The organism is Acidianus brierleyi, assembly GCF_003201835.2.
In the GTDB taxonomy this organism is placed as follows: domain Archaea; phylum Thermoproteota; class Thermoprotei_A; order Sulfolobales; family Sulfolobaceae; genus Aramenus; species Aramenus brierleyi.
On the sequence record NZ_CP029289.2, the window covers coordinates 1,645,329 to 1,658,603 of the forward strand.

Genomic DNA, 13,275 nt, shown 5'->3' on the forward strand with positions numbered 1-13,275 from the left:
GTCTCCTATAACTTTATTCAATAGATTTTTCTTTTAGCATGTTTTTTAGTTGTTTTGAATTGAGGTTAGGAATAGTTTATGATCAATTAATAGCTCCTATATTTCCAGGAGGAGGAGGGGTACATTCTCTAGAAGTTATAAAGAGGTTAGCTAATGATTTTGAAATTGTTTATTTTCCATCTAGTAGACTATTTTTAAAGTGGGGAGATAGAAAAGATGAAATTTTACACAAAGCAGATTATATTGGAAAAATTGTTGAGATTCCCGAGATCTTTTATGAAATGTTAGATAAATACTCAGAATCTGCTTATAATACATTCTTCTTCGAAAAATTTTCAAAAAATATGTCAAAAATTTATGCTAAATATACTAAAGATATTGAATTCTTATATGAACCTGATCATACGACAGCTGATATTTTTTTCATATCAAAATTTTCTGGGAAAAAGTTCGGAATTACCTTACATACGCCTTTATTTTATAACAATAATTTGGAGTATCTTAAAGAATTAATACGAATTAGATTTAACAGATGTTTAATATATAACAGAAGAGGATTTATAACTAGTTATCTATACAATGCCTTATACCTTAAAAGAGTATATACGAAATTACTAGATTATTCTCCGCCTTCCTTTATAGCCAGCGTAAGTGAAGGACCTCTATTCTATTCTGCACTATATAAATATTCTATTCCTTTAAGAATACTTTCCCCTGGTAATGCTTTTGATAGTGATTTGTTAAAATATCGAAATGTTCTTGATAAGGCAGACTACATGATATATTTTGGAGTTTTAGCTGAACATAAAGGGGTTCTAGAAATTCCTGATATTCTTTATCAAATTAGGAAAAAGGTGAATATCAGCTTAAAGTTATTAGGCAAATTTTCTTCAAGATGTATCGAAAAATTGTTTTGGTTAAAAGCTAAAAATCTTGGTGTAGATAAGAATATAGAATTTCTAGGTTTTATAGATAAGCATAAGGAAAAATCTAAATTTATAGATATTGTTTCAAAGGCGAAACTTCTTCTATATCCTTCTCATATTGATTCGTTTTCTTTAACAATATTAGAGTCATTAGCTCTAGGCCTACCAGTAGTTTCTTATGACATTGTAGGCATACATTCAATATACAAAAATATAGACGCGGTAAGGTTAGTGAATGAATTTCATAAAGATGAATTAGCTCGAGAAGCCGTTAATATTTTACAGCTTGATAGAAATACATATAGCGATTTATTAAATAATAAAAAAATAATCGATTTTCTAAATTTTTATTCATCATGGGATAATGTGGCTTTAGAAGTAAAAAAATATATTTTAGAGTTTGGGAAAAAATAATAACTTGATAAAATATATGGCAGATATGACTACTTTAATATTCTCACCACATGCAGATGATGAAACTTTAGGTTGCGGTGGATCAATAGCTGCCAGAAGAAGCTCTGGTGAGGAAGTTTATATAGTATTTATGACTGATGGTAGATATGGATCTCCTTTACCTGAAGAAAGGGGATCTAAAGAGCTGATAGAAACGCGGAAAAAAGAGGCATTAAATGCTTTAGAAATTTTAGGAATTAAGAAAGATAATATATATTTCTTAGATTTTGAAGATGGCCATTTAAGTAAGAGCAAAAAATTAGCCTTATTAAAAGTCGAAGATATAATTAAAACTGTAAAACCTAATAATATATATTTTACATCTCATATTGATGCTCATACAGATCATAGTACTACTGGAGAAATAGTTAGAAAAGCTATTGGAAATTTGAATATAAATGTTAAACAGTACTCATTCATGATTTGGAAACCGCGATTAATAGCACGAGACTTAAATATATCTATAAAATTTATAAAAAGCTACTTCTATAAACCAAGAATAGAAGTCGTAGATATTTCCAAATATCTGAATATTAAGTTAAAAGCATTAGAAGAATATAAAAGTCAAGTAAAATGGTTTTCAAAAGAGTTTCTATCTAGATTTACTACAAATTATGAGACTTTTTTCATATAACGTTCATATAACTTTTTATATAATAAATTAGGGTTAATTAGAAATAAAAGTGATGCACCAACTAGTTTTATTGATGTAATATCTTTAGCACTATTCATATACTTAATGGCTAACAATAGTGCTTTTAGTCTATTATTTAGTGAAGTACTATCGTATATGGTAAAGTAGAAAGAATCTGCGATATATTCCAAAAAAGCAAGTTTTCCTACAAATGTATTTTTAAAATTTGTTTTTATTCTTTCAGAAATTTTAGATCCAAATTCATAATCTTTCCTGTTTTTCTCTATAAATTCTGACAAAGTATATTTTCTGTTATATACAAAATAGTTTCCACTATGTAGTCTAAATAGTGTTAAAGGTTTTTCGTCTATTATTAGTCTACCTCTTGAATTAAGGCCAAAATAAGCCATTACAACATCAATAGAATATCCTATATATCTTAATTTATCTGTATCAACTATGTCTCGTTTTATGCATTCTGAACTTAAATTAAAAGACATATTCGATAAAAACTTTTTTGCTGTTCTAATGTTTTTATCTGAGTATTCTATTCTATGTTTATTTTCTCTTCCAATTTCCTTGCCTTGTTCATCAATAAAAATCTTCGAATTGTTATAAAACGCAATATCTGCATTAAATTCCATTTTAACTGTTTCTAATTTATTAGATAAAAACATATCATCATCGTCTAAAAAACATAATATTTCGCCATGGCTTTTATCTATTCCAAGAGCTACTTTTTCTCCTGTAGCTTTAGCATCGGTATAATAAGTATAAATCCCGTTTGATTCTAAGTATTGATCAAAATCTGAAAAATTTTTTACTACTAATATTTCATATTCGTTTCTAGGTAATGTTTGATTTAGAACAGAATTAACAGCATCTAGTAAGAAATTCTTTCTATCATGTGCAGTAATTATTACTGATATCATTACCAAACTTTAAATTTTATTTACCTAAAAAGCCTTATATGAAAGAAATAGTACTATCAGAAGATATATTGCCTAATTTATATGATATTTATAAAGAATCTAAGTTCAAGCATCCATTATTGAATCCGTATCAGATATACGCAAGACAAAATATTAGGAAGATCAAATTTTTACTCTTGAAAGAAGGATATACGTATTTTAATGTTAGAAAAAATAGGTATTTAAAAATACTTACTGCAATATTTCCATTAATTACATCGAGAAACTATGAAGATGAGATAAAAGATTTTATTAGGAATTACAAAAATTATTTTGGAATAACAAAAATTCTACACGTATATACTAGAAATGAGTTAGATTATATAAAACTGTTTAATAATATAGAGAAAGAAAATTATTCATATGTGATAAATGACGATTCATGGAAACCAAATAGAAAAATTAATTATTATGTGAAATTAGCCGAAAAGGAAAATATACATATAATCAACGAGTTTAATTTTGATATCTATAAGGAATATTATGAAAACTGTTATTTACAAACTTTAGAATCTAAAGAAAGTACAAAACTTCAAGCAGGTTATAAATTCTTTGAATATCTAGCCAAGAAAGATATGTTAAGATCTGTATTTGGTTTACTAGATAACAAAATTATTTCTGGAGTTTTCATATTATACGATGAGGAAAGTCGTATAGGATATTATATAGACGCAGCTTCTTCACAAGAAGGTAAGAAATTGGGCGCAAATTACTTATTGCTTTATAATCAGATAAATTATTTTAGAGAAAAAGGTTATATATTGGATTTAGGAGGAGCACCTTTAGGAAAACTAAAGAAATGGGATGATATATTCCTATTTAAGAAAAAATGGGGGAAAGTAGTGGACATGCCATTGATTACTTTGAAGAATTTCCTAACTGTTATTTTGTATAAATTTAGGAAATTCTAGACTTTCTCTTTAGTATGGCATAAGTCAAGCCATATGGAAGTGATATTGCTAAGGCTAGTCCAGGTATTAAGTTATAAATAAACTTTCTTGGACCACCATAGTATTTTATTCCGAAGCCTACTAGCGGAATATAACCTAATAGTATTGGATAAAAGAAAAATCCTATAATTCCTATTAAATAATAACTTCCAAAGTAACCGTACCCAGTTAGAAAAGTAAAATTTGTTAAGCCGTCTAAAACTAGCATCATATCATATTTTGATCTCCAAAAGTTTCTTTTTGCCTCAGAAATAGAATCACGGAAATTATTTCTTGAATGGAGTTTATTAAGATGAAGGCATCTTCCTTCAGTAGGGCCTACTCTAAACTTTTCCTTTTGAAATTTGGAATAGACCCAAATATCTTCATCTCTTTCATATCTTTCATCAAACATCCCTATTTTCCTTAGAGAATCCATATCTATTCCTGCACATCCTAAATTAGGATTTTCTTCACCAGGAGAAAGAGGCTTATTCATTTCTTTTTCATCGTAAGCATAATGCATCCACGTCAAAGAAAATCCCTGTCTTAATTTTTCTATCATTTTTTTGACCCCGTCTTGTGGTAGTACTACATCACTATCGAGCATTATTATATATTTTTCTTTCGTTAGAGAAAGCATTTGATTTCTCAATGCAGCCATGTTTACTTTTTTCATTCTATGTACTTTTACATGATATACGTTCATTTCATCTATTAATTTAGTTAAATCTTCTCTCTCTGAATTATTGAAAACAACGACTTTTCCTTGAGTTATTGCGGACGAGATTGATCTTTTGACCCATTCTATATTATCTTTAGGACCGACTGGAATTAATATCTCTGTCACAAAGATCAAATTGTGAGAGAAATAAAAAAAGTCGCAGTGATAGCTCACGGATATGGATATAGAGGTTACAGTGGAGAAGGAAAAGTATATTTAGAAGGAGTTAATGCGCTAAAAGATCATAATTTAGATTATATTTTAGTAACATTTTCTAAGTTAAATATTAATGACAATGAGTATGTAGTTCCATTTAAATTTAGAAGGTTTGATAAATATCAAAGATTACTTGTTTGGTTTGCAGCAAGAAGAATAAAACCTTTATTTTTCCTTAACCTTTCTGGAGTTCCAATTCCGTTGTCCAAAATCTCTCCTCATATAATATATGCAGGAGCCCCAGCAATATCTTCTGCACCCACAAAATATTCCTCTTCTCTATTTTGGAAGGCTTACCTTTTCCCATTTAAAATTATAGCAAAAAAACTTTCGGAGGAGGCTAAAAAATCTTATATTATCGCAAATTCTTTTTATTCATTACGAAAAATTGAAGAAGCGTATAATACAAGGGTTAGAAAAGTTATTTATCCACCAGTGGACGTCGATTTTTACAAGAAAGCTTTTACAGAAAAAAGAAGTGAAATATTTCTCTCTATAGGAAGAATAGAAAAGGGAAAGATGCTAGAAAACTCAATAAAACTCTCAGCTAAATCTGGCATAAAAGGAATAATAATAGGTTCGTTAGGAGATAGAAAATACTTAGAATATCTGTATAGATTAGTTAAAGAGCTTGAAGCTAATATAGAAATATATACTGACCTTGCTTCAGATAAAATCCTCGAAATAATGAAAATAGCCTCAGTATATTTTCATCCCACTATAGGAGAACATTTCGGAATACCAGTAATAGAATCTATGTCTGCCGGTTTAATACCTATTGTTCCACGAGAAAGTGGAAGTTACGAAATAGTTCCAGAATATTCATATAATAATCTTGATGAGGCCTCTTCATTATTAAAAAACGTTATATATACCGATATAAAAACTAGAAAAGAATTATCTGAAAAAGCTGATTTCTTTAATTCCAAAAGATTTAAAGATCAACTTTATGCAGAAATTTCAAATTTTATTAAGTAACTCATTAAGCTTATTTACTAGCTTTTTCTTTTTATCCAATATATAGTCCTTCTTAGTTATTTTCCCATTATTTATAGTACCTACTATAGCTTCGCTAGTAGCAAAATATACTATGTTCGAAATTATTCTATCTTTAAGCAATGGATAAATTGAGCTAGAATCAAATATTGCTAAATCAGCAATATAGCCTTCTTTTATTTTTCCACCTTTTATCCCAAGAAGTTTATAGCCATTTTCTGTAACTGCCTTAAACACATCAAGTGCTTTTACTCTTGTATCCCAGTACGAGTGCCTTTGTAGAAGCACTGCAGTCTTCATTTCTCTAATTATATCTAAAGAATTATTGCTTGCTGCGCCGTCTGTACCTAATGTTACATTTACTCCTTTGGTTAGCATTTCATAGAATGGGTATGCTCCAGCTGTAGCTAGTTTCATGTTTGATGTAGGGCAATGAGTAGCACCCTTAGCTTCCTTTAAATAATCTATTTCCCAGTTTGCTATCCAGCCTAGATGAACTGCATTTACTAATCTAGTTAAACCAAGGTCATGTAAGTATTCAACAGGGAATTTTCCTGTTTTCTTCTTATTATCGAAAATTTCTTTTCTAGTCTCTGAAACATGAATATGTATCCATGTTGACGTCTTTTCAGCAAGTTCTTTTGCTCTAATTAGAGTCTTTTCCTCTACTGAATAAACGCTATGTACGTTAACTATTGGGAAAAAATTCTTACATTTTTTTAATTGATACTGCTTCTCTTCTACTTCTTCTGGTGAGAAAAGAGAATCGAGAAATGTATAGCCGGCTGCTGCCTTAATCTCGTATTTTTCAGTTAGTTTTTCTATATCATCTGGATTAAAATACATATCAACAAAAGCAGTAGTACCAGATGATAGCATCTCTAATACTGAAATTTCACTTCCTAACTTCATTAACTCTCTTTGCATGCTTTTTTCGAATTCCCACATTTTATTTAACCATTCAGTCAATTCAGCATCATCGTAGTAACCTCTTAATGGTATCATAGCAGAATGAACATGCGAATTCACGAAGCCAGGAGTTATTATCCATTTGCTGCAATCTAATTCGTCTCCTTCAATTTCTTTGCCTATACTTTCTATTAACCCATTGTTTATAACTATGTTTGAATTTTCCATTATTTTTTCCGAGTCAACTAGAAATCTGCAATTTCTTAAAGTATATGTTTTATTTTGAATCTCCACTCAAACTCTCCTAATTTAATAGTTTCGCCTATAATTTTTAATTTTCTTTTAAAAAGTGGAGCATATGTCACAAAAGTTTCTGCTTCACCTCCTTCGAATGCTGGATTAAATCCAAATTTCTTTGAAGCCAAGATTATTTTTTCTATATCTTCTCTACTTACTTCTTTGCCTACTAATTCAAATGGAAAACCGTATGCAGAAGCTGACGTTATCACATATTCGAATCCTTCATCTATTAACTCTCTCATATAGTTTTCTTGATTTTTCCTCCATAATGGTGAGAAAGTTTTCAGATTAAGCTTATTTGCGATAAAATTAATATTTAATCTCTGATAATCAGAAAGTAATGCTCCAGATACTATTCCTTCTGCTCCTAATTCCTTTGCCTTAGAGAATGCCAAGAAAAGATCCTCTAACTCTTTTTCTTTCAGACCAGAACTTTCTTGAAAGAATATTGGTATTCCCAACACTTCTGCTTGATATCTCGTAAATTCTACATTAGGATACTGAAACATCCAAGAGTCTTCTCGTTTAGGTAAAATAGTTATAAGGCATATAACATTAAAACCTTTAAATACGGCCCAATGGAGTGCATATGTACTATCTTTTCCTCCAGAATATAATGCACAAAGATTATAATTCATAACAATATATCATGTGTTCTGTCCAACCTAATAATCCCATAGCTTTTACCTTTATTTCCTTTGTTGGTCTTAATTTTTCAAAAGTAAAATCATGACTCGATATCCTTAAGCCTTTTTTACCATATTTCAATATAGTATCTTCTAGGATCTCATTAGCTCGAGTAGATAGATAAAGAGTTAATACGGAGACTTTAGGAATTAGAATACTAGATAGCGTAACCATATCGCCGCATATAACTTCTACATTATCATTTTTTGCTTCTCTGCATAACCTTTTATCTATTTCAACCCCTATGGCTTCTCTCACATAGAATTCTTCTTTGGCTATCTTAATTATTCTACCATCTCCACAACCTAAGTCTAATAATATGTCATCGTTCTTTACTTTGGCGCATCTTAACATTTCTCTTATTACTTCTGGCGGAGAAGGAACAAAAGGTACTAACACACTAAATAAAGATAAAAAATGTTATTAACTTTTTATGAAACACTCTTTTAGTTATTTCTTTTCTTTAGAAGATCCAGACGATTCAGAACTACCGGATTTCTTTTTCTTCGCCACTTTATATCATTTAAGTTTTAAGAATAAATAATAGATAAAGATTATTGATAGAAAAGAGTCTAAATAGTTATTGAAATATCTAATGAAATCTTATAAAAAATATTTATTTCTTATTTACTTATATATTAACATTGACACAATCTATCATTATAACATAATAAAAACTAATTATTTTTCTATATATAGAGAAGATAAAAATTTAAGATAAAAACTATGTACTTACGTAAAATCTCTATTTATAGACCAATTTTATTTATTTAAGTATTATTTTACTCTTTGTAAAAATATTTATTTTTTTAAGTATATCATCTATTCTGTTTATGTTTTTTACTGAATTTAATGTAGGATCAACTAACCTTATTTCTTCTGTTCCAACAAAATAAATATCATTAGCCAAATTAATTAGCTCTATAAAAGAATTTACTTTCTGATAATTAGCTTCTATAAAAGATTTTTTGTAGCATCCTAATAATGGTTGTGGATAGTCTAATAAAGGCAATATAATATCATAGTCTTTATTACAAATTATGTTAATTAACTCTTTTTTTATGAAGGGAAAATCGCATCCGGTTATAAATATCTTATTTTTGGATAGAAATGGAATAGCATACCTAATAGCCTTTATTGGGCCTTCTCTTTTCTCGTCTATTATCAATTTAAATTGATTATTTAGCTTTCTCCTAACATGAGAAATTATTATAGGACAGTCAAAATTTTCGGCGACTCTTTGTAACATTGATTTTCCTGAGATGCAATACTCACATTTATCTGAACCAAATCTTACTGAAAAACCGCCTGCCAATATTATAGTATCATAAAAGTCTTTGCACAATAATTTTCTCACCTTTTCTATATATCTTCCCTCTTTTTAGTATAGTAAACATATTAGCCTTGTTTATTTCATTATATAACCCAACTCCCCATCTTAATGGAAAAACTTTTCCAGATTGCTCAGTCAATAAATAAACAGAATCCATCTTATGTTGGACTTCTATATCTTCTCCTAATTCTGCCTCAGAAAATTTCCTTACTTCTGCATCTAATAATCTAGAAATTAGATGTAATCCGTGTTCATGAAATGATGTTACAGCGGAAACTATCTGACCAGGTAAAATAAGGAAAGGCTTATTTTCTATAACTCCTACTCCACACCGTTTGATTATATTGGTAGACACTCCTTCAAAGAGAAGAGTCCCAAAGTATGATACAATTTTCTTTATGTAATCCTTTTCTCCCATTGACGATCCCCCAATGGAAATTATAAAATCGTATTGTAATGCTTTCTTAACGAATTCCTTTACACTCTCTTCGTTATCTTTTGCAACACCTAGGTAAGAAACTTTTCCAAATGTTTTTAATAAGGAGATAATAATAGGGCTAATTGAATCTGGTATTCCTTCTCCCTCTTCTCCAATAGGTATTATTTCATCACCACTAGCAAAAACTGCAAAATTTATATCAAGAACCTTAAGCTTGATGGTTTTTTGATAAGATAATACGCCCAAATGATACGGTTTTATAATCTCTCCTTTTCTTACAATAATCTCTCCTTTTCTTACATTTTCTCCTTTTTTCATAATATCTTTTCCTTCAAAGACATTTTCCTTAACTTCTATGTATTCGTCTTCAATTTTAGTACCTTCAATTCTAGCTACAGTGTTTGCTCCTTCAGGGATAGGACTTCCTGTAGTAACATAATAAGCTTCTCCTTCCTTTATTCTCGGAATTTCCTTAGATGCAGGATAAAGTTTTCCAGCAATCTTCATTTTTTTACCTAAATCTCTAATATTGAACGCGAAACCATCCATGGCAGATATATCTCTCAAAGGTATCTCTACGTTGCTAAATACATCTTCAGCACTAATTTTTCCTACAGCATCAAATAAATCAACGTATGCTGTTCTTACTTCTGGAAATTTGAGCTCATCTATCTTTTTTCTAGCATCTTCTACAGGGATAAGCATCAATAATAGTTATGATAAGAAATATTTATGGTATGTGTATTTCAAGTGTTCGGGAAAAAAGATTCTGGGAAGACAACTGCAATCGAAATAGCTATTAAAAAACTAGTATCTAATGGGTACTATGTTGCTGCAATAAAACATTCTCACCATATAATCAATTCTGAAAATAAGGATACTATGAAATTTGAGAAAGCTGGAGCTAAAATTGTTATATTTCATAGCAATGACTGTGCTCTTTTCTTTGAATGTAGCAATTACGATTACATTAATCTTATACCAGCAGATGTTATTTTAATAGAAGGATTTAAAAATATCAATATTGGGAAAAAAATTGAGATAAGGAATGTAAATGAAGCAGAATATATAGCTAATCAAATAGTAGAAGACGCTAAAGAATGCAAAAAGGAAGTAAAAATGGAAATAAACGGAAAAATTGCTGAAAGATCTTTCCAAAATTTAGCTATATTTAATTTACTTAGAAGTCTTAAAGTTAAAGAGGTAAAAATTATTGATTGAAGGATCAGATATAATATCTCTTGACTGTAATTCATCAGTTTATGACGCAATATTTTTCATGAAAAGAAGGAATATAAGAAGAGTTGTTATAACATGCGAAAGGAATCCATTAGGTTTATTTACTGTAGATGAAGCACTAAAACAAATTCTGTATTCTACTGAAACTAAACTTAAAGATATAAAATTAAAAGATATAATTAGAGTTAATAGCAAGGACATAAGGGAAATCGTAAACGCTATGATATTAAACAATGTAGACGCAGTAATAATTGATAATAAGATAATAACGGAAAAGGATGTAGTACTTTCTGTAAATTGGGGGAATGATAAAATTTCTAAAATATCAAAAGACGCTATTACAATAGAGAGTTATAGTAGTATGGTTACAGCTATAGAAATTATGTTAAAACATAATATTAGACATCTTCCAGTACTAGAAAAAGAACCTAGAGGTATGTTATCTGCTAGAGATATAGTTTATTATTATTGTGATAATCTTACGTTAGATTCTCCAGTTTCTCAATTGATGACTCCTAATCTAGTGAATGCTGATAATAATCTTACTCTAAGAGATGGAGTAAATCTCATGAAAAAATATGGTATAGGAAGTCTCTTCATAAGGCCCAAAAAAATAGTTACTTTTAAGGATTTTATAGTATATATATTTAATGAAAACCAATAATGGCAAGTTGGAAATTCTTGAGTGTCCTATTGATAGGACGCCATTAAATGAGAATCTAATATGCGAAAAAGGACATAAGTTCTATATGATTGATGGAATATATGACTTTATAGGAAAAGATATTGAAACAGACAAAATATTAGAGACTGTTGCTCCTTTGTATGAGAGTGTTTGGGCGCCATTAGGATTTCTATTAACTGCAGGTAATACATATTCATCAATACTTCGTGATTCAAGTAATTTTATTCAAGGAGATACTCTACTTGATATAGGAACAGGGACAGGCAAGATATTTGATTTTGCTAAATGTAATACATGTATAGGCTTGGATACCTCAATAAAATTTTTAAAAATACTAAAACATAAGAGAAATAATGTAATAGCTATAAGAGGAGACGCACGTTCTTTACCAATAAAATCTGAAAGTATAGACGGAGTGTCTTCAATGTTCGTTTTACATATGTTGGAGAATCCAGCTTTAGGTATAAAGGAAATTTCAAGAGTTTTGAAAAATGAAGGAAAGTGTTCTATTGGAGTCTTAGTGAGAGGAAATACTATTTCTTCAATTCTAAGTAAATGGTGGAAAATAGATCTAAAGTACCAAGACTATTATATTTCAAATTTGAAAGATAGTGGACTTAACATTATTGAATATAAAACCTTAGGACCCTGGAGAATATTTAAATGTAAAAAATTAGGGCATTTTTAATAATGATATTGCAAATAATACATAGCTAACTCCTTCTCCTATTTCTGCTAATTTATCTAATGTTGTAGTTAGTGAGAGTGAATATGCTGCGATATATACTCCTATTACTATTCCGAAGATAAATATTCCTTGAATTATGTATGGTGTCATGTCTCCTTGTCCCATTAGCATATAATAGAATTTCTTGTTTCCACTTATACCATATATTAATCTCTCTAAGCCTAATATGAGCCCAATTGGATAAAAGAAGTAAGGATCAAAATTCATTACCATACCAAATAAATCGCTTATGCTAAAATGAATAGTATATAAAAGATATATTGAACTACTAAACATCAATAATCCTATTAAAGTACTTCCTCCTCTATTTGCTAATAAGCTATCGATGTTGGCCATTCCCAAACACCTACTAATTTTTCACCCATTTCTATATCTGCAAGCTCACCTAAAACTATTCCGCCCAAGAATCCCAATAACATACCAGGTATTCCACCTAATTTAAGTCCTAATCCTGCTCCTAATATACTTCCTACACCTTTCCCAAGATACTTATCATCTACTGAATATATTGTAACGAAATCCTTACCTCCTTTCTTTCCTTCTCTAACTAATAAAAAAGCTAAATCTGTAATGGCTTCTTTTAATTCATTCAGATCATTAGATTTATATAATGCTGTGTAGACTTCCTTTCCATTAATTTTTTTAAAGTATATTGGGATAAATCCAGCTTTTTTTAGCGTTAATGCAGAATTCTGTTGCGAGATGCTATCAATCTTAAAGATAACTTTATACATAATATAAAGTTTCATAATTATAGGTTTAATATTTTTGCTAGTTCGAATTATGAACCTAAATCTTTTTACATTCTACATTAACTAATTGTTTGGAGAACTAGACATGGAAGAAGATAGAAAGAAATTCTATGCAATTGCAAGAGTAGAAAATTTGGAACTACCAGATTATATATCCAAAACAAGTTTGCATGCTCATGTCTCATCTGCAGTAGATGAGGCTATGGATAACGTAAAAGTTTATCTTAAAAATAAAGGTATTAATGGCAAATTTAATACACATATTGACGTGTTTGCTAGAGAAGAATCAGTAACCAGATTAATTGAATCTATTAAAGCTAAGATTAAAGCATAA

At 29.4% G+C, this 13,275-nt stretch carries 17 protein-coding genes; 8 read left to right on the top strand and 9 right to left on the bottom strand.

From position 1 onward, the window contains the following. The first annotated feature begins 59 nt into the window (after nt 1-59). Together DFR85_RS24850 and DFR85_RS24855 are read left to right on the top strand one after the other, a co-directional pair. Entirely contained in the window at nt 60-1,340 is a 1,281-nt protein-coding gene (locus tag DFR85_RS24850) for a glycosyltransferase family 4 protein (RefSeq protein ID WP_162582741.1), read from the top strand. A 25-nt stretch (nt 1,341-1,365) separates the two neighbouring features. Beyond that, the gene (locus DFR85_RS24855; protein ID WP_162582743.1) at nt 1,366-2,013 is read left to right on the top strand and encodes a PIG-L deacetylase family protein; all 648 of its coding nucleotides are present in this window, start codon (nt 1,366-1,368) and stop codon (nt 2,011-2,013) included. Here the strand turns inward: DFR85_RS24855 and DFR85_RS24860 are convergent. After that, nucleotides 1,992-2,945 carry a glycosyltransferase family 2 protein gene (locus tag DFR85_RS24860; RefSeq protein WP_110270592.1) on the bottom strand — a complete coding sequence of 318 codons (954 nt, stop codon included), beginning with the start codon at nt 2,943-2,945 and terminating at the stop codon, nt 1,992-1,994. The two genes, DFR85_RS24855 and DFR85_RS24860, sit on opposite strands and share 22 nt — an antisense overlap. A gap of 38 nt (nt 2,946-2,983) precedes the next feature. Between DFR85_RS24860 and DFR85_RS24865 the strand changes: the two genes are divergently transcribed. After that, a complete protein-coding gene (locus DFR85_RS24865) occupies nt 2,984-3,895 on the top strand; it encodes a hypothetical protein (protein ID WP_168367152.1) in 912 nt (303 codons plus the stop codon). Here the strand turns inward: DFR85_RS24865 and DFR85_RS24870 are convergent. Continuing rightward, complete coding sequence (locus tag DFR85_RS24870; protein ID WP_110270595.1) at nt 3,882-4,763, bottom strand: glycosyltransferase family 2 protein; 882 nt, start codon at nt 4,761-4,763, stop codon at nt 3,882-3,884. The genes DFR85_RS24865 and DFR85_RS24870 overlap by 14 nt on opposite strands. A 12-nt stretch (nt 4,764-4,775) precedes the next feature. Between DFR85_RS24870 and DFR85_RS24875 the strand changes: the two genes are divergently transcribed. Next, the gene (locus DFR85_RS24875) at nt 4,776-5,831 is read left to right on the top strand and encodes a glycosyltransferase (protein ID WP_110270596.1); all 1,056 of its coding nucleotides are present in this window, start codon (nt 4,776-4,778) and stop codon (nt 5,829-5,831) included. Here the strand turns inward: DFR85_RS24875 and DFR85_RS24880 are convergent. The 5 genes from DFR85_RS24880 to DFR85_RS24900 all read right to left on the bottom strand — a co-directional run bounded on the left by DFR85_RS24880 (nt 5,814) and on the right by DFR85_RS24900 (nt 10,222). Further along, a complete protein-coding gene (locus DFR85_RS24880) occupies nt 5,814-7,052 on the bottom strand; it encodes an amidohydrolase (RefSeq protein WP_110270597.1) in 1,239 nt (412 codons plus the stop codon). The genes DFR85_RS24875 and DFR85_RS24880 overlap by 18 nt on opposite strands. Next, nucleotides 7,022-7,696, bottom strand: coding sequence for a diphthine--ammonia ligase (locus DFR85_RS24885; RefSeq protein WP_110270598.1), 675 nt, complete (start codon nt 7,694-7,696; stop codon nt 7,022-7,024). The genes DFR85_RS24880 and DFR85_RS24885 overlap by 31 nt, the downstream gene beginning before the upstream one ends. Next, the gene (locus tag DFR85_RS24890; RefSeq protein WP_168367153.1) at nt 7,686-8,144 is read right to left on the bottom strand and encodes a class I SAM-dependent methyltransferase; all 459 of its coding nucleotides are present in this window, start codon (nt 8,142-8,144) and stop codon (nt 7,686-7,688) included. Before DFR85_RS24890 ends, DFR85_RS24885 begins: the two co-directional genes overlap by 11 nt. A gap of 367 nt (nt 8,145-8,511) precedes the next feature. After that, the gene (locus DFR85_RS24895) at nt 8,512-9,090 is read right to left on the bottom strand and encodes an NTP transferase domain-containing protein (protein ID WP_246252860.1); all 579 of its coding nucleotides are present in this window, start codon (nt 9,088-9,090) and stop codon (nt 8,512-8,514) included. Then, nucleotides 9,071-10,222, bottom strand: coding sequence for a molybdopterin molybdotransferase MoeA (locus DFR85_RS24900; protein WP_110270601.1), 1,152 nt, complete (start codon nt 10,220-10,222; stop codon nt 9,071-9,073). The genes DFR85_RS24895 and DFR85_RS24900 overlap by 20 nt, the downstream gene beginning before the upstream one ends. 27 nt (nt 10,223-10,249) lie before the next feature. Between DFR85_RS24900 and mobB the strand changes: the two genes are divergently transcribed. The 3 genes from mobB to DFR85_RS24915 are packed head-to-tail and all read left to right on the top strand — an operon-like array spanning nt 10,250 to nt 12,129. Beyond that, complete coding sequence (gene mobB / locus DFR85_RS24905) at nt 10,250-10,738, top strand: molybdopterin-guanine dinucleotide biosynthesis protein B (RefSeq protein ID WP_110270602.1); 489 nt, start codon at nt 10,250-10,252, stop codon at nt 10,736-10,738. Continuing rightward, entirely contained in the window at nt 10,731-11,420 is a 690-nt protein-coding gene (locus tag DFR85_RS24910) for a CBS domain-containing protein (protein ID WP_110270603.1), read from the top strand. Before mobB ends, DFR85_RS24910 begins: the two co-directional genes overlap by 8 nt. Then, nucleotides 11,407-12,129, top strand: a complete 723-nt coding sequence (locus DFR85_RS24915) for a methyltransferase domain-containing protein (protein ID WP_110270604.1) — start codon at nt 11,407-11,409, stop codon at nt 12,127-12,129. Before DFR85_RS24910 ends, DFR85_RS24915 begins: the two co-directional genes overlap by 14 nt. Here the strand turns inward: DFR85_RS24915 and DFR85_RS24920 are convergent. Continuing rightward, on the bottom strand, nt 12,115-12,525 hold the full coding sequence (locus DFR85_RS24920) for a hypothetical protein (protein ID WP_110270605.1): 411 nt from the start codon (nt 12,523-12,525) through the stop codon (nt 12,115-12,117). The two genes, DFR85_RS24915 and DFR85_RS24920, sit on opposite strands and share 15 nt — an antisense overlap. After that, entirely contained in the window at nt 12,501-12,923 is a 423-nt protein-coding gene (locus DFR85_RS24925) for a hypothetical protein (RefSeq protein WP_110270606.1), read from the bottom strand. The genes DFR85_RS24920 and DFR85_RS24925 overlap by 25 nt, the downstream gene beginning before the upstream one ends. A 103-nt stretch (nt 12,924-13,026) precedes the next feature. On the opposite strand from DFR85_RS24925, the gene DFR85_RS24930 reads away from it, so the two are divergent. Then, entirely contained in the window at nt 13,027-13,275 is a 249-nt protein-coding gene (locus DFR85_RS24930; RefSeq protein WP_110271850.1) for a hypothetical protein, read from the top strand.